The 15,785-nt window shown below is 65.0% G+C and carries 18 protein-coding genes and 1 pseudogene; 14 read left to right on the top strand and 5 right to left on the bottom strand.

What is annotated here, in order from left to right; genetic code table 11:
• Window positions 1-292: 292 nt before the first annotated feature.
• Window positions 293-3,214: a tetratricopeptide repeat protein gene (locus tag OHA25_RS15405; protein ID WP_327588247.1), complete on the bottom strand. Its 2,922-nt coding sequence runs from the start codon at window positions 3,212-3,214 to the stop codon at window positions 293-295.
• A 148-nt stretch (window positions 3,215-3,362) separates the two neighbouring features.
• Here OHA25_RS15405 and OHA25_RS15400 point away from each other — a divergent pair, with 148 nt between their 5' ends.
• From OHA25_RS15400 to OHA25_RS15365, 8 genes are all read left to right on the top strand, one after another.
• On the top strand, window positions 3,363-3,536 hold the full coding sequence (locus tag OHA25_RS15400) for a hypothetical protein (RefSeq protein WP_327588246.1): 174 nt from the start codon (window positions 3,363-3,365) through the stop codon (window positions 3,534-3,536).
• A 636-nt stretch (window positions 3,537-4,172) separates the two neighbouring features.
• A complete protein-coding gene (locus OHA25_RS15395) occupies window positions 4,173-4,667 on the top strand; it encodes a MarR family winged helix-turn-helix transcriptional regulator (RefSeq protein ID WP_327588245.1) in 495 nt (164 codons plus the stop codon).
• Between the two features lie 131 nt (window positions 4,668-4,798).
• Window positions 4,799-5,425, top strand: coding sequence for a DsbA family protein (locus tag OHA25_RS15390; protein WP_327588244.1), 627 nt, complete (start codon window positions 4,799-4,801; stop codon window positions 5,423-5,425).
• 34 nt (window positions 5,426-5,459) lie between these two features.
• The gene (locus tag OHA25_RS15385) at window positions 5,460-6,266 is read left to right on the top strand and encodes an MBL fold metallo-hydrolase (RefSeq protein WP_327588243.1); all 807 of its coding nucleotides are present in this window, start codon (window positions 5,460-5,462) and stop codon (window positions 6,264-6,266) included.
• A 6-nt stretch (window positions 6,267-6,272) separates the two neighbouring features.
• A complete protein-coding gene (locus OHA25_RS15380; protein WP_327588242.1) occupies window positions 6,273-6,686 on the top strand; it encodes a nuclear transport factor 2 family protein in 414 nt (137 codons plus the stop codon).
• A gap of 166 nt (window positions 6,687-6,852) precedes the next feature.
• Window positions 6,853-7,080 (top strand): hypothetical protein, encoded by a 228-nt coding sequence (locus OHA25_RS15375; protein WP_327588241.1) that lies wholly within the window; start codon window positions 6,853-6,855, stop codon window positions 7,078-7,080.
• Between the two features lie 391 nt (window positions 7,081-7,471).
• A complete protein-coding gene (locus OHA25_RS15370) occupies window positions 7,472-8,476 on the top strand; it encodes a hypothetical protein (RefSeq protein ID WP_327588240.1) in 1,005 nt (334 codons plus the stop codon).
• Window positions 8,473-8,736, top strand: coding sequence for a hypothetical protein (locus OHA25_RS15365; protein ID WP_327588239.1), 264 nt, complete (start codon window positions 8,473-8,475; stop codon window positions 8,734-8,736). Before OHA25_RS15370 ends, OHA25_RS15365 begins: the two co-directional genes overlap by 4 nt.
• Before the next feature lie 137 nt (window positions 8,737-8,873).
• Here the strand turns inward: OHA25_RS15365 and OHA25_RS15360 are convergent, their stop codons facing one another.
• Both OHA25_RS15360 and OHA25_RS15355 read right to left on the bottom strand, forming a co-directional pair.
• Window positions 8,874-9,125, bottom strand: a complete 252-nt coding sequence (locus OHA25_RS15360) for a hypothetical protein (protein WP_327588238.1) — start codon at window positions 9,123-9,125, stop codon at window positions 8,874-8,876.
• A gap of 38 nt (window positions 9,126-9,163) precedes the next feature.
• A complete protein-coding gene (locus OHA25_RS15355; RefSeq protein WP_327588237.1) occupies window positions 9,164-9,382 on the bottom strand; it encodes a hypothetical protein in 219 nt (72 codons plus the stop codon).
• Window positions 9,383-9,480: 98 nt separating this feature from the next.
• Between OHA25_RS15355 and OHA25_RS15350 the strand changes: the two genes are divergently transcribed.
• From OHA25_RS15350 to OHA25_RS15330, 6 genes and pseudogenes are all read left to right on the top strand, one after another.
• Window positions 9,481-9,744, top strand: a complete 264-nt coding sequence (locus OHA25_RS15350) for a winged helix-turn-helix domain-containing protein (protein ID WP_327590983.1) — start codon at window positions 9,481-9,483, stop codon at window positions 9,742-9,744.
• Window positions 9,745-10,308: 564 nt separating this feature from the next.
• Window positions 10,309-10,509, top strand: coding sequence for a helix-turn-helix domain-containing protein (locus OHA25_RS15345; protein WP_327588236.1), 201 nt, complete (start codon window positions 10,309-10,311; stop codon window positions 10,507-10,509).
• 15 nt (window positions 10,510-10,524) lie between these two features.
• A pseudogene (locus OHA25_RS61335) lies at window positions 10,525-10,905 on the top strand (IS630 family transposase); the annotation flags it as partial.
• 28 nt (window positions 10,906-10,933) lie between these two features.
• Window positions 10,934-11,107 (top strand): hypothetical protein, encoded by a 174-nt coding sequence (locus tag OHA25_RS15340; protein WP_327588235.1) that lies wholly within the window; start codon window positions 10,934-10,936, stop codon window positions 11,105-11,107.
• 243 nt (window positions 11,108-11,350) lie between these two features.
• Entirely contained in the window at window positions 11,351-11,977 is a 627-nt protein-coding gene (locus tag OHA25_RS15335) for a hypothetical protein (protein WP_327588234.1), read from the top strand.
• The gene (locus tag OHA25_RS15330; RefSeq protein WP_327588233.1) at window positions 11,978-12,880 is read left to right on the top strand and encodes a hypothetical protein; all 903 of its coding nucleotides are present in this window, start codon (window positions 11,978-11,980) and stop codon (window positions 12,878-12,880) included.
• A 55-nt stretch (window positions 12,881-12,935) separates the two neighbouring features.
• On the opposite strand, the gene OHA25_RS15325 is transcribed toward OHA25_RS15330, so the two are convergent.
• Together OHA25_RS15325 and OHA25_RS15320 are read right to left on the bottom strand one after the other, a co-directional pair.
• Window positions 12,936-13,694, bottom strand: a complete 759-nt coding sequence (locus OHA25_RS15325) for a hypothetical protein (RefSeq protein WP_327588232.1) — start codon at window positions 13,692-13,694, stop codon at window positions 12,936-12,938.
• Between the two features lie 515 nt (window positions 13,695-14,209).
• The gene (locus OHA25_RS15320) at window positions 14,210-15,559 is read right to left on the bottom strand and encodes an IS1380 family transposase (protein WP_327588231.1); all 1,350 of its coding nucleotides are present in this window, start codon (window positions 15,557-15,559) and stop codon (window positions 14,210-14,212) included.
• Window positions 15,560-15,785: the final 226 nt, after the last annotated feature.

The raw sequence follows: 15,785 nt of genomic DNA, 5'->3' as shown, positions 1-15,785 counted from the left end.
CGGCTCAGATGGGTGGAGCCTCACCTGACCGACATCTGGTACCCGCCCTCACCTACATAGCCACTCGACGTGCTCAGCGACGGCCGTCTCGAGGTCGGCGTGGGACTCGGGTGGACGAAGGACGAGCACGACATCTCCCCCAGCGCGGACTGGCGCCGGCGGGGGCGGATGCTCGATGACCTGCTGGCGTTCCTGCACGAGTGGTCGCCTATGAAACACCAAGACGAGGCACGCCGACGCCGTCTGGCGGATCGTCTCTGGTACTCGCGCATTTCCGAGAACGAGCAACGCTCTATTCCTGACCGGCCGCCCATTCGCGCAAGTACGCCAGATCGTGGCGGGTGGTCAGGGTGTCGGGGTGCTCAGGGCCCAGCACCCGCTCCTGGTCGCTCAGCAGCTCTTCACCTGCGGCAACAGCCCCGGCCACGTCCCCAGCCTCACTCCGCCACCGCACCAGATTGTGGCGGGTGGCCAGGAGGCCGGGGTGATCGGGACCCAGCACCCGCAAGCGGTCGGCCAGCAACTCCTCAAACGCGGCGACCGCACCCGACGTGTCCCCCGCCCGGCCCCGCCAATACGCCAGATTGCCGCGCATGGTCAGGGTTTCGGGGTGATCAGGGCTCAGCACCCGCTCGTAGTCGGCCAGCAGCTCCTCATACGCGGCGACAGCCCCGGCCGCGTCCCCCGCCTCCCCCCGCCACCGCACGAGATTTTGGCGGGTGGCCAGGGTGTCGGGGTGATCAGGGCTCAGCACCCGCTCGTAGTCGGCCAGCAGCTCCTCATACGCGGCGACAGCCCCGGCCGCGTCCCCCGCCTCCCCCCGCCACCGCACGAGATTTTGGCGGGTGGCCAGGGTGTCGGGGTGATCAGGGCTCAGCACCCGCTCGTAGTCGGCCAGCAGCTCTTCAAACGCGGCGACCGCACCTGTCACATCTCCTGCCCGGCCCCGCAGCCCCGCCAGATTGTGGCGGGTAGCCAGGATGTGGGGGTGGTCCGGGCCCAGCACCCGCAAGCGGTCGGCCAGCAGCTCCTCATACGCGGCGACCGCACCTGTCACATCCCCAGCCTCACCCCGCCACCGCGCCAGATTATGGCGGGCGGTGAGGATGTCGGGGTGGTCCGGGCCCAGCACCCGCAAGCGGTCGGCCAGCAGCTCCTCAAACGCGGCGACCGCACCTGTCACATCCCCCGCCTCACCCCGCCAGTCCGCCAGATTGCCGCGGGTGGCCAAGGTGTTGGGGTGGTCGGGGCCCAGCACCCGCAAGTGGTCGGTCAGCAGCTTCTCCAACGCGGCGACAGCCCCGGCCGCGTCCCCCGCCTGGCCCCGCCACCGCGCCAGATTGTGGCGGGTGGTCAAGGTGTCGGAGTGATCAGGGCCCAGCACCCGCTCCTGGTCGGCCAGCAGCTCCTCACCTGCGACGACAGCCCCGGCCGCGTCCCCCGCCTGGCCCCGCCAGTACGCCACGTTGTGGCAGGTGGCCAAGGTGCCGGGGTGGTCGGGGCCGAGATGCTGCAGGCAGGCGGTGTACAGATCGCTGCTCGCGGCGATGGCGGCGGTGACCTGCCCAGCGTTACCGAGGCTGACGACGGCGTAAGGCAACACAGGATGCACACCGATCCCGGGATGGCTGAAGAGAGCAGCCCCGGTGGCATGGCGTAAAACGGAGGTGTTGGCGCGCAGGATCTGACCGAGATGGTCGCGCTCGATCGGCGGCCACAGGTGCAGCAGAGCGTCCGCGGCAGTGCAGGCGACTTCGGCGAACAGGTGCGGGCCGAGGTCGGGCCGGGCGGTGAGATTTTCCCGGGCGGCGCGCTGGATGAGCTGATGGATGCGGATCTCACGGTGGCGGGCGGTGCGGTCGTGGTCCACGAGGCTGTGCCGGTGCAGCACCCGCAGCACCTCGTCCACCATGGCCTCATCGACCCCTGCCGCCTCCCCGATTGAGGAGTCGGCTGCGGGGTCGGGCAGGTAGCTGGCCAGGTACTCCCGGGCGGGCGGGCTGGTCAGCACCGCTTGCGGGATGCCCGCCGGGTCCAGGACGCTGGCCAGATACAGCACCGGGCGGGCGAGCCCGGCGGGTGCGACCTGGTCGGCGTGGTCGATGGACAGCTCCCAAGTGGCGGTGACGATCCGCTGATGGCCGTCGGGCAGGTAGTCCTCGCCCGGTACGGCGTGGGCTAGCAGCCGGGTGGCCAGCCGCTGCCGGTAGGTGGCGCAGGAGATCGCGGCGTTGATGATGTAGGCCGCCGCCTGGGCCAGCGCCAACGGCAGCAACCCCAGATCGGCGGCCAGACCATCCAGACCGGCGACCGCGTCCTGGCCGGCGAGCTTGGCCGTCAGATAGGAACGGGCCTCGGCTTCGGTGAAGGTGTCGATGTCGACCGTGCGCCGGTCCGCCCCGGCCAGGGCCGCTTCTCGCAGCCGGGTGGTGACCAGCACCCGGCCGCCCGCCGCCGACGTCGCCGCCGGCGGCCACAGCCCACTCAGATCCTTGGGACGTTGCACATCGTCCAAGACCACCAGCCAGGACCGGCCGGTGGACTCGGCCCAGATCAGGAACTCCTGCACCGCTTGCTCGGGGTCATCGCGATCGGCCGACGGCAGGCCCAGGCGCGCCGCTGTGTCGGCGTAGGCGGACACGATGCCGTCGCGGGTGGCGGCGTTCACCCACACCAGCACCTGCACCCCCTGCTGCCAGGCGCGGCGAGCGTAGGCGGCGGCCAACTGGGTCTTGCCGACCCCGCCCATCCCCGCCAGCACCTGGGTCAGCACCACCGTCTCGCCGGTACCGGCTGCCGCCTGCACACGTTCGGCGACCTGGCGATCCTGGAAGCAATCGGCCGGCTGCGGGATCACCCCCACCCTGACCCGCTCGACCACGGCGGCCTGCTCGGACCGGCCGGCATCGGCCGAGGCCGCAGGAGCCGGGCGGGCCCGGTCGGCGGCCATCAGCCGACCCCACTCACGCGCCGATAGAGCAGGCTCGTTCGCCCACTTGGCCAAGGCCGCGCCGACCTGGACCAGCTGATCCAGATCACGGGGCTCCGCGGCACCCGTCGCCCACCCGTTCACCGTCGAATGCGGCACACCCGAGACCTTCGCGAGCTCCTTCTGCTTCACCCGGCCCGGGCTGTGGACGCAGGCCTGGTCCCACAGCCGGGCCAGCTCCGCCAGAACCTGGGAGGTCGACCCCTCCGGCCGGAACTCCGCCACGCCGCCCCGCCTCCTCACCTGCCAGGGACCGCTATCCGGATCCGGGACGGACCGGTCCGGATCCCCGCTCACCGGCAGCGTAGCCCCACAGATCCGGACCCATCCGGCATACCTTCAACCCCGTCGGCATCTTGGATGTCATGCAGCCATGACCCACACCAACACCCCGGCGCCCTACAGGATCCCGCCCTCGCCGCGACGCCGCTCGGCCAGCGTCCGCCGTTTCCGCCGCACCATCGGTATCGCCTTCGCCCGTGGCGCCGCCCATGCCACCGGCACCGGCCTCATCGGCCTGCTGTTCTGGTGGATCACCCACCGCTAAGCCACACATCCCACCGAGTGGTCTGCACATCCGCCGCGGGCGCGCAGACCACTCCGCACATCCGTGCACTCGACTTCGGAAACTGACAGACAATAATGATCTTGGTCAGAACTCTTGAGTTTCGGGACCGTTTCAGGGCCTACATGACCTTCAGCGGGATGATCGCAGACGACCAGCGGAGGTTTATCACTGTTGCCTGCAATAAGCGACATCTGTCGCCAACCAGCAATTAGGCAGCAACGCCGGATGACCGGCGAACACGCAGCGAGGATTCTCGATACCGCACCCTGACCCAACAGAATTCAACATCAGCCATACCTCCGGCTACTTGTCCATTCAAGGCGAGCGAGAACCACAAGGCGCTGGAACTCTCTGAGCTCAAAGACGCCGAAGTACCGGGCAGAAAGATCAAGTGACCTTCGTGAGCCGGGAGCTTGCGCCTGCGGCCCCGGCCGGGCGATGCGATCGAAGTGGCGCCCCCGGGGGTGGCGGCGAAGCCCCGCGGGTCCGTAAGTCACCCTCGATGCAACCGCGACATGCCGCAGCCGGTTCACTGTTACGAGACGCTTCCGTCCTTCGGGTCACCATGATCGATGGAGCGTATTTCTCGTACGAAGCAGAAGGGGTGGCGGTGCGGTGGGTGCCGAGGCGGAGATCTCGACGGCGAAGGAGGCAGCGGACGACGAGCTGATTCTGGCCTTCGGACGGCTGCAGGGGGCGGCCAACCGGCTGGAGTACATCCTGGGGCGAGCGATCGAGGAGGAGTTCGGGATCAGCCATCTGATGTTCGAGGTGCTGCTGATCCTCGGCCGGGCCGGTGCGCCGGGACTGTCGATGAGTGCCATCGGACAGGAACAAGTGCTCACCACGGGGGGTGCGACGCGGCTCGTGGACCGGATGGAGGCGGCCGGCCTGGTGGAGCGGGCCGACGATCCCCATGACCGGCGAGGGCGGCTGGTGCGGCTCACGCCGCGGGGAGAGGAGGCGGCGGTCCGGGTCGCGCAGGTACACGTGGAGAACATCAAGCGGTACTTCCTGGAGCCGCTTCCCCCCGCCCATCGCGAGCGCTTCGCCGAGGATCTACGGATCCTCAGCCATACGGCGCGAGACATGCTGCCACGGATGCGCTGAATCCGGCGCGATGTCCTTCTGTGTGACACAAGCCACGTGAGCCCGCCGAAATACCTGACGAGTCAGATACTGTTTCCTCAGATAGTTCGCCCGCGCAGTGCGGGCACCGCAAGGACAATCAGAGGTTCCCCATGAAGCTCGTCTACGTCTTCGATGCGTACTGCGGCTGGTCGCACGGGTTCTCCCGCACGCTGCGGGAGGTCGCCGCCAAGCATCCGGACCTGCCGGTGGAGGTCCTCTCCGGTGGCCTGTTCACCGGCGCCCGCCGGATACCGATCCGGGAGTTCGGCTACGTGAAGGGCGCCAACGCCAAGATCAACGAGCTGACCGGCGCGGAGTTCGGCGAGGGGTATGAGCGGCTGATCGCCGACGGCTCCTTCGTGATGGACTCCGAGGCCGCCGCCCGCGGCATGGCCGCCCTGCGCCAGAACGCCCCCGAGCGCGCGGCGGAATTGGCCATGGCCCTCCAGCACGCCTTCTATGTCGATGGTCAGAGCCTGTCCGAGCCGGCGACCTACCGGCAGGTCGCCGAGGAGGCCCGGCTCGATGCCGGCGCCGTCGTCGCCGCCTTCCACTCCCCGGCGGCGCAGGCTGCCGCCGAGGCCGACTTCCGCCGCACGGCCGAGCTCGGCGTCGACGCATTCCCTACCCTGCTGGCCGTTGACGGCGACCGCGCCGTCGTCCTGGCGAGCGGACACGCCACCACCGACGAGGTGGACCGGCGTCTGTCCGCCCTGGCCACCCGCGACGCATCCTGACCCTCCCTCTCCCCCACCCTTGAAGAAGGACTCCATGAGCACGCTCGAATTCAAGATCTTCGACCTGGACTTCCCCGTCGGCAGCAAGAACAAGACGGCCACCCTGGTCATCGGCGAGAACGAGGCCCTGCTCGTCGACGCCGGCTTCACCCGGGCCGACGGCCACCGGCTGGCCGCCGAAATCCTGGACTCCGGCAAGCAGCTCACCACCGTCTTCATCAGCCACGGCGACCCGGACTTCTACTTCGGCGCCGAAGTCATCGCCGACGCCTTCCCCGGCGCCGAGTTCATCGCCACCGAGCACGTCATCGAACACATCCAGCACTCGTACGAAGGCAAGCTGAAGGCCTGGGCGGCCGCCGGCGCGAACCTGCCCACCCGGCTGGTCGGCCTCACCCCGCTGACCGGCGACATCACCTTCGAAGACCACCGATTCGAGCTCAAGGGCGGCGTCGCCGAACTGCCGGACCGCCACTACCTGTGGCAGGCCGAGCACCGCGCCATCCTCGGCGGCGTGCTGCTCTTCGCCGGGGAGCACGTATGGGTCGCCGACACCCCGAAGGCCGAGCAGCGTGCCGCTTGGATCGCCCTGCTGGACGACATGGCCGCGCTCGAGCCACAGCTCGTCGTGCCCGGACACCGGCTGCCCACGGCCCCCGCCGACGCCAGTGCCATCGCCGGCACGCGCGAGTACCTGGTCGCCTTCGAGGAGGAGCTGGCCAAGGCCGCGGACGGCGCCGCGCTGACCGAGGCGCTGGTGGCCCGCCACCCCGCCCACGGCATGCTGATCGCGGCGCAGATCGGCGCCAAGGTCGCCACGGGCGAGATGACCTGGGGCTGAGGCGACATGACGGAGCACACCACCGGCCTCGCCGCCCCCGCTGACGTGGTACGCCGCCAGTATCTGGCCTCCGCGGCCGGTGACCTCGAGGCCCTGCGTGCCGCACTCGCCCCGGACGTGGAGTGGACGGAGATGGCCGGCTTCCCCCTCGCGGGCACCTATCGCACGCCGGAGGGTGTGACCTCGAACGTGATGGAGAAGCTCGCCACCGAGTGGTCCGATTGGATCGTCCACGACGACACCTACGTCGTCGACGGCGAAGACGTCGTCGTCCTCGCCCGCTACACCGCCACCAACAAGGCCACCGGCAAGCCGCTCGACGTCCGCGTGGCCCACCACTTCACGGTGCGCGGCGGGCTGATCGTGCGCTTCGAGCAGTTCGTCGACACCGCCAAGGTCCGCGACGCCATGCACCCCTGACGAAGCGGGTCAGCGCTCTGACCCGCCGACCTTCGTAGCGAGGGTGGCCAAGGAACGAGACCGAGTTTGCGAACCGGCTTGTCGCCCCCTCCGGGATGCCTCTGGAATGGCGCTTGCATCACGTTCAGAACGAGCGGAGCGTCCGATAAGCCAGGGAGCGGGTCCCATGACGCGAGAGCAGATCGCGCAGGCGCTGCGGCGGGCAGAGGAACTGACCGGCCAGGCGAGGGCCGGCCTGGACCGGTCGGTGGGGCTGATGGGCCAGCGCATCTGGACAGGCCCGGCAGCCGACCGTTTCGGCAGCGAGCTGGCGGCACAGAGACAAGCCTTGATCAGTGCGTGTACGTCGGCGGTCGACGACCTGCGCACCTTGCTCGCCCGCACCCCGGAGTAGCCCCGGTGGACATCGACGGCATGGTGCCCGACGGCGTAAGGGCGCTGGAGGACGAACTCCGCAGAGCCAACTCCACGCTGGAGTCCGCCGGGAACGAGCTCTGGAGCCTGCTGCGTCACGCCGGCCTGGCCACCACGCATGCCGACACGATACGGAGAATCGCCGGCTGGGCCGAGCAGCAGATCCCAGACATCCACCGGCGCGTGGTGCTGCTGGAACGCCTGGTGGCGCATGATCCGGCCGTACAGGCGGGCCAGCCGGTGTTCGTCAATTCGGAGCTGTTCGCCCCCGGCAAACGCTCCCCACGGTCGGCGGTTTCTGGGACCGCCTCGCCCAACAGGCGCAGGCCCTTTTCGACCTGGACCAGAACTCTGGCAACCCCGCGGCTGAGGTGGCCAAGGGCGCCTTCGAGGGCACGGCCGGGCTCGCGGGGATGCTGTGGGAGTTCTCCGAGGTACGCAAGACCCTTGACCCGGATGGCTGGCAGCGACAGGTCGAGGACAGCGCGCACGGCCTGATCTACGGGATCCGGCACCCGACCGAGCTCCTCAAGGCCATCACGGACTGGGACACCTGGACCACCAACCCCGAGCGTGCCTTCGGCCGCCTCACCCCGGACATCCTGTTGGCCGCCGCCACGGCGGGCGGAAGCAGCGCGGCGTCTGGGGCGAGCAAGGCCGCGACCGCCGTCAGCAAAATCTCAGACCTGATCAAGGTAGCCAAGGCAAGGGCAGGGCCGCAGGCCGCTCCCTCCCGCATCACTCCTGAAGGGACATGGGAGTGGAAGGGGCAAACCCTGGGGCCGGACGCAAACTCACTGGCAGATCAGGCCCTGGACCAGGCGCGGAAGGCAGAGCGGCGAATATCGCCGGGCGTTCAGGCGGCAGCTCGAGAGCTTGGCGCGGACATGGCAGGTTTCCCAGAACACGTCCTCAAGAGCCCGGACCGCTACAAGGAGAAACTTGCGAAGCTGATCGCTAAGGCAGAGCCGGGGAAAGCCCCCGAGACCATCATTCGCGATGACATGCACGATGCGATCCGCTACACGTTCACCTTCAGCGACGATCGGTACGCCAAGGGCGTCGCTGACACCATGGCCGCCCTGAAACGGCAGAGATTCGAGCTGGTCCTACAGAAGCCAGCATGGAGCGATCCGTCAGGCTACAAAGGTGTCAACACACGATGGCGCGGCCCCGACGGGCAACTGTTCGAGTTACAGATCCACACGCCGTCGAGCCTCTGGGCGAAGGAGGTGACCCACGAGGTATACGAGTACAGGCAGAACCTGGGCCCCAAGGACCGGGAACGCCTGGAGAAGTACGAGAAACAGGTCTTCGAGTCCGTCCCGGTGCCGCCAGGAGCTGCCGAGATCCCCTATGTGAAGAAGGGCAGATGATTCCGTTGAAAGAGCGGGTGACGTATTACGCGTTGCTGCTTTGGGGCCATACCCGCGAGAACCCCAGCGGCTTGGCCCGGCGGCGCTTCCTTCCAGAGGGCGGGATCGTGGATGAGGCCTTCCAGCGGGACTTGCAATGGCATGACAGCGATGTGATCTGGGAATGGCGACACGGCGAGTCCAGCGAGGAACTGGTCGAGATCAGCGAAGCCGAAGCGGAGCGGATCATGGAACGGTTCCGCGAGAAGTCCGGCGAGTAGAGCAGGACTCCGCGCAAGGACCGCGAGCAGCACTGCTGCCAACATGCCGACGCTCCCTCGTCGCCCCCGGAGTACGTCCATACAGCGGTTGGCTGACGGCGAACGACCGTGGAAACCGCGTCCGCCCGTACCCCGTCTCATTCCGCCTGGCCTGTGACGATCTGCAGCCACAGGTCCCGAGCAGCGCTGGCTGACATCCAGGGGCTCTCGACGATGACCGCGGAGTTCTCGTCCGAGATGCGTCGGACGAACCACAGGCCGGCCGCCGTAGAAAGCTCGAACATCGGATACGTGCAGGCGCACGTGTGCTCGCGGATCCGTAGCCGATCGGCGCGGGGTACACTCGGCGACCACTTCACCCGCACGGGCTGTGCCTGAGGGGTCGCCACGTGCAGACTGTGATACTCGAAGTGCGAAGGCGGACAACTCACGAGCTCACCACCTTTCGGCCTTGATCCACGAGCAGGGACACGAAGGTGTCGACGTCGTCTGCGCTTACCGTCTGCCGTAGCCCCTTGTCGATGTCGGCATCCCGGAGGCGGACACCACGCCGGGTCCCGTAGAACACACCCGCGTCACTGCGGAAGAGCGACCAGGCAGGGAAGGCTGCACGAAGCACGTCCAAGTCATAGCTGGGTATCGCCATACCGCCACTGTAGCCAGCCTGTCCATCCCTGTCCATGCCATGACAAGACATGGGTTGGAACGAGTCGTATGTGCAGGTATTTCTATGGTTAGAGAGTGATGGAGTTCGAGCCCGATCGCTTCAGGTGGGAGCAGATCGCCGACGCACTACGCCAGCGGATCAGCGACGGCACCTACCCGCCCAAACACCTACTGTCCGAGGTGCGGCTGATGCAGGAGTTCGGCGTGGCCCGCGGCACCCTCCGCAAGGCCATGCAGCAACTGCGCGCCGAAAAGCTCATCTACACGATCCCCAATCTGGGCAGCTTCGTCGGCCAGCGCACCGAATCCAGCACCACGAGCGACAATCCTTCCAGCGACTAGCCCAGACCAGGCCTACGGGGCGAAAGGCATCTCCCACTGACGGGATCCGCGGCACGCGCAGGTGCGACGCGGCACTCTCGCGGTAAGCACCGGGCCCGAGCCAGCGCGCACTTGGCAGCTCAGAGACACGATAGATCGGTGTTCGATCGCGCGTTCGATCACGTTCGATCGATGCGCTAGATCGACTCGATGAGACTTTTCTCCACGGTTTTTAAAGGCGTGCCGCCTGCGGCCCGCCGCGCGTCCGGGCGGCCAGCGGGCCGCGCTGCGGCTCTCCGGCCGGTCGCGGCCCGCGCCGCCTACGCGCTGAGCCGCCATGCAGAACAGCCCTAACGATCGAAGCTCATCACAGGGCAAATTCCACGCAGGAGCCGAACTCGCCACAGCCGGCGACGGTTAGAACCTGTCTCTGGCGGGGATCTCCGGCCCGAGGTGATCACCTCGCACGGATCGGGCTTGTGGAGCGGCTGGGGTGGAACCTGATCACCTCGCACGTCATCGACCCAGGCAAGCCCACCAGACCGGCTCTTCCGTATCAACCCGGCTGTGACCGCAGGACAACCTATGATCGAGGGACAGCGGCTGGCGGACGAACACGCAAAGCCTGGCTTGATCGGGCGGTTGTTCCGCATCGGTAACACCATCGAGGGCGTGGGCAAGCTGCTGCACCGGCACGGCTGGTCGGTGCAGGTACCGATCCGGCGGGCCCTGGAACGGGACGAGAGGCCATCGCGGCTTGGAAGACTGAGGTGTGGCCGGCAGTAAAGCACCGCGGCGGACCTGGGCGCCTATATCTGCTTCGAAGACGAGGCCGGGCAGGGGCTGATGCCGCCGAAGGGACGCACCTGGGCGCCGGTCGGTGCCCGGCCAGTGGTGACAGTACGCGGCAAGGGCTCGGGCCGGGTGAACATGGCCGGCGTCGTGGCCTACCGGGACGGCGAGCGGCCGCATCTGTTCTACCGCCTGCACATCTACCGAGGCCGCAAAGGCGAACCCAAGTCCTTCTCCTGGATCGACTACCGGGACCTGATCGTGGCCACCCACCAGCACTTGGGCGCGCCGCTGGTGTGGTGCTGGGACAACTTGAACGTGCATCTGGCCGGCCAGCTCGCGCACGTCGCCACCGAGCACGCCGACTGGCCGCGTATCGTCCAGTTGCCTGCTTACGCGCCCCGAGCTGAATCCCGTTGTGGGCGTCTGGTCTCTTCTCCGGCGGGCCCTGGCCAACTTCGTCGTCGCGGACATGCCTGGACTCGTCCGGATCGTGAAACGCAAGCTGAAGAAGATCCAGTACCGGCCCCATCTGCTCACCGGCTGCCTGACCCAGACCGGGCTCACCCTCGACAACCTGGCAAACCCATGACCGACCCTACGAATTCAACCTGTGTACTCTGCGTGCGGAGACGCTTGTACTTGCATAGGATCGGGATGGGTCGTCCCAAACCTGCTCCAGACAGAGCTAACAAAGCCCTAACTTACTTGCCCTAAGTGACTCAAATTAACAAAACATCAATACGGTCTTCTCCGACTCGAGGTACCCGATTACCTCAAGTGAGTATTGTGGCTTCTAAGTTGTGGGCGACTTAATCGACTTGGGAGTATTTGCGTGATCATACAATGGTGCATTAAGGGAATGTGGCTACCGAGCGACGCACATGCTCGACGTATCATTGATTCACGAGATGGCCTGATATGCAATTGGTGGCGCAAGGTTGGTACTATCCGACCAAATGAAATATGCAACAAGCTTACCGATATCAATCTCGACTTTCATGTCAATCACTTTGACGCTCCAGACCCCACCACCGGGCTGCCCTTCTGCGAAGAAACACCTTTTATCTCTCTAACCTCTGGCGCAGTAGAGCGGGATGCGATCGCCAAAACTAATTATATGCATTCGGCTCGCCGCACAGCGTTGTGGTTCGGAACGGAGTTCGGAAGCAGGGATACCGCTTACCTATTCACCTGCTGGCTAGTAGTAGCACCGCGACCAGCGGTCGAGGTTGAGAGCGTTGGCGAGGAAGTCCGCGATCTCAATGTATATCGCAGATATTCAGACTATCAAACCGAAGGCGAAGTAGTCGCCAAGATTAACCTTCCCGCTAATCATATTCGCGATTGCCAGAAATGGACGTGGAATCGCGCTGATCGTGACCTGATAAAGGAGTGGCAATACCTCAATCCGCGCTTCACGCCACCAGAAAGTCTGAGCAATATTCGGGAGTTGATCTAAATGGTGGCACGCCACCTGGAATGGCTACAGATTGACGCAGAGCATGCACGCGTTGCCGTTGATTTCTTTGAGTCGTACGCCTCTCATGTGGAAGAACACCACAGCAATCAATCACAAGAACCTGATCTATACGCCGCTAACTTGACCGACATCGCCTCCTCTCTACGTCTTGCGGGCCAGTGGGCTCTCTTTTTCGATTACAACCGTGCTTTGTCGCTTCTTCTGAAAGCAGGGAGCATTTGGCAAGGCCTCGGATATAGCTACGGGACGTTCCTATTGGCAGCTTTGGCCCCCGAACAGATGGATCGAAGTCAGTTGGCCAGATCGATTGATGAACTCGGGCGATTCAATGGGATAGAGCCGTCATCTGATACCCAATCAGAAAGGCCATCGCAATCTATTCTGAACCCGCAGCAGCAGGCCTATCTCCTACTAACTGCTGCCGCAACAACAAGAGAGCGGGGCACTCGGTATGTCGAGACACTTTGGACCATCTCCGAGCGATCTCCTAACCGAGTTGGTGTAGTGCCAGTGGGTGCACTCGGCACTCCCATTCGCGCATACTGGGAGATTGCCCGAAATCTCCTATCGCGCGATGACCAACAAGGTACCGCGGCGTCTGTTACTCAACATCTCACAACCATGGCGGCCAATTATGCACGTGCAATGGAACTGGCGATGGCAAACAGGCGACTGTGGGCCAACGCTGCATCTCCTGTCGACGTCGCCGATCTAGACATTGCTGCAATCGCCATCCTGTCGGCATACAGAGTGGGGTCCCACCTTATGCATCGGACCCTGACCACGGCGGTGGAAGGGCTACCAGAGCTACAGCGTGTTCCGCTAGAAATATCTATTGAAATGATCGGGCGTACTATGGGAAGAGGAACCACCAACGCGTAGATCGTTCCCCTGTATTCAGGAAAATGATTCATTTGGGGTGCCGGAAGCAAGCAAGCTATACTTCCAGGATTCGTTTACATTCGTCGCGTACTGTAATTAGCCCATCTCTTGCTGAGACTAGCCTGAGCCAACGGCAGTTTCCGTCTGGGTGCGGTCCTAGATCAAGCAGCAATGCCCGTAGTGGTTCGAAGTGAACGCTAATCCTATCCCTTTCATCCAGAAAGTTGGAATATCCGCAAACCGATGCCTGATCCGGACCTTGCCTAATCAGCACCTCACCCATCGCAGCTTGTTGCCAGGAGAACACCTGAGTATCTCTATCGAGACAGCCGCTCTTATTGTATGGAGCCGGAAAACTCGAAAGTGCATTGGCGGCACTCTGCACACAGTCAAGCAAAGCGTCTTTGTCCGGCTGGGGCACATATTCGTCTGGCCCTAGACGGGCTCTTAGGACTTGAACCCAAGCAAAGTATCGACCGAATACGTACAGTGTCGAACTCATAAAATAGTCGTGTGTATTAGACCACGCGGACGGCTTCCTCTCATCCCAGTCCTGGTGAAGGGGGCCGTGGCCGGAGTGTTCGAGAATATTGTCAAGCCGAGCAATCAAGTCCCGGACCGATCCAAGCATGGGGCCCGCCAATGCCACCACTTGTCGCCGCACCTGTTCGCTCCGATCTTCCTTGCGTCGCTCTTGCTCCGCTTCCAGCTCAGCTCTTACGCTTGCACTAATTTCGTCCTTTTTCAATTCGTGAGCATGCTCCAACTCCTTCAACTTATTGTTGAGTGTTACCTGCAGTTCTGGCTTTTTCACGAACTTAAATGTAAGCCGTGCGAGGATGAGAGTGGTTGCGACGGATATAATGCCAGTCACCAATCCGGTGACTATCAAGTCTTTGAGAGATGCACTACCCGCCAAGGCAAGTGTAGTCAACACGAGGCACCTTATTCTTTAGGGTATCGAAGTTAGACTCTAATAGTATTGTGGAGCCGACCTCTTGGTCAGATTCCCTGATCGCCGCCATCTAATCATGATGCCCGGTACCTGATCATCAGATGGGCCGGACCGAAAGTGAGAAGTTATGAAAGGGAGCAGTTGAGTAGGCCTTCATCCTCGGGCGACTTCGTAGTTCGGCAGCACACGATGGTGGGCAGAGGCAAGTTAACCTCGATTCGTCAGGGGCTTGTTGACGTTCATCGAGTTCGCGGTCTTGCCCGTTATGTCCCCTGCGCGGTTGGGGCGGGCCGTCGCATGTCGCTGCGGGGGCGCCGGGTTCCACGGGCCCGGGGCTGGGCTCCTTCCTGGTCGTTGAGGTGAGGGTCCGGCGCTCAGGCGAGGGCCGGTAGCTGGGTGAGGCGCTGCCAGGCCAGAACGAATGCCTGGGCCCAGGGCCAGCTGCGTTCAATCCGCAGGTGACGGTGCCGGGCGTGGGCGGCCAGGCGGGCGGGCAGGTGGTAGAACCGGTAGCGCATGGTGTCCGGCTCGGCGCGTTCCAGGCCGGCCTGGTCGTGCAGGGTCAGCAGGCGGATCCAGCAGTCCAGGTCGTGGCCGAGGTTGGCGGCCAGTATCCACCCGGAGTTGACGGTCCAGTCCTGGCTGGGCAGGTTGCGCAGGCCCATCGCCTTGCCGGCGCGGACCCGGTCCTCGACCACCGCGTGTGCGCGGGCCAGCGCGTCCAGCCATTGGGGGTGGTGGGAGCCGGCGATGCCCCACATGCGGCCGATGTTGGTGGCGATGATGGAGTACTTCCAGCCGGTCCGCATCTCGAAGGCGGTGAGGTTCTTGCGATGGCGGGCCGAGGGGCGGACCCGGCGGACCAGCAGTCGCATGCCGTCCGGCCAAGCGGCGCGCCGGTTCAGGCCGGTCAGCTCCGCCACGTGATAGCCCTGCTGCAGGTCGCCGTCCTGATCGAGTGAGTCTTGCCAGGCGGTGGCGGGCAGGCGGGCGATGGCCTGCTCATCGGCGTCGGTGATGGTCCAGCCGACCAGATACCGCACCGTGCGGCGGGTGGTGTTCAGCCCTTCTAGGTGGGTCAGCAGGTCGTGGGTGGCGCCCGCGCCGTCGACGCGGACGAGGATCTTGGCCTGGCAGGAGTTCGGGATCTGGGCGAGTGCGTCGGTGAGTACGCGCAGGTGGTCGGCGACGGTGTTGCTGCCCGCGTTCCCGGCCCGCAGCAGCATCGCCAGCGATTCCTGGGTGTTGGCGCACCAGCAGGCCAGCGGGTGAAAACCATAGGTCTTCTTGAACGTGACCGCCGCCCCGCTCTTGTCCGAGGCCGAGGTGATGATGGTGGCGTCGATGTCGATGACGATCCATCCCCTCAGCCGTTTACCCGCGACCGTCAGCCAGGGGAAGCCGCTCGGGCGCAGGTGCAGCAGTTGCCAGACGTGTCGTCGTACCCTCGCCCTGGCCTTGGCGATGCGCGTGAGCATCGCCTCATCCAGGCCGGCCAGCGTGCGGCGGGTAGTGGAGTCCGACGGCACGACCCCGAACAGCGCCGCCTGATGGGCTTGCAGCCGCTCGGCTTCCAGCACGCTCCGCGCGCCGCACACGATCGCCGTGGCCAGGCTGAGGAGCACGTGCGCGCGATCTCGCCAGGTTGCGCTCTGCCCGCCCGACCATAGCCCGCCGAGCGCCTCCGTCAGCCCGACCTGGTCGGCGATCTTGTGCAACAGCACCCTTTCCCATCAGCGGTGACAGACAACCGCCGGTCCACCCGGTACGCTCACTCACCAGAAAGGTGCACCTGCTTCTGCAGCGGATATGGCGTCGACACCCAAATCCTTGCAGGTCAGGGGCACCTTTTCTCATGATCTAGAACACAGCTACCGCCTCGGCTGAATACTTGAGGTTAGCTGCCATCCCGTGGGCGTGTGCCGTCCGGGCAACTCATGCTCCCCATCG

This window comes from Nonomuraea sp. NBC_00507 (assembly GCF_036013525.1).
In the GTDB taxonomy this organism is placed as follows: domain Bacteria; phylum Actinomycetota; class Actinomycetes; order Streptosporangiales; family Streptosporangiaceae; genus Nonomuraea.
The sequence above is the reverse complement of the archived record's forward strand: the minus strand, read 5'-3'. Positions and strand labels throughout refer to the sequence as shown.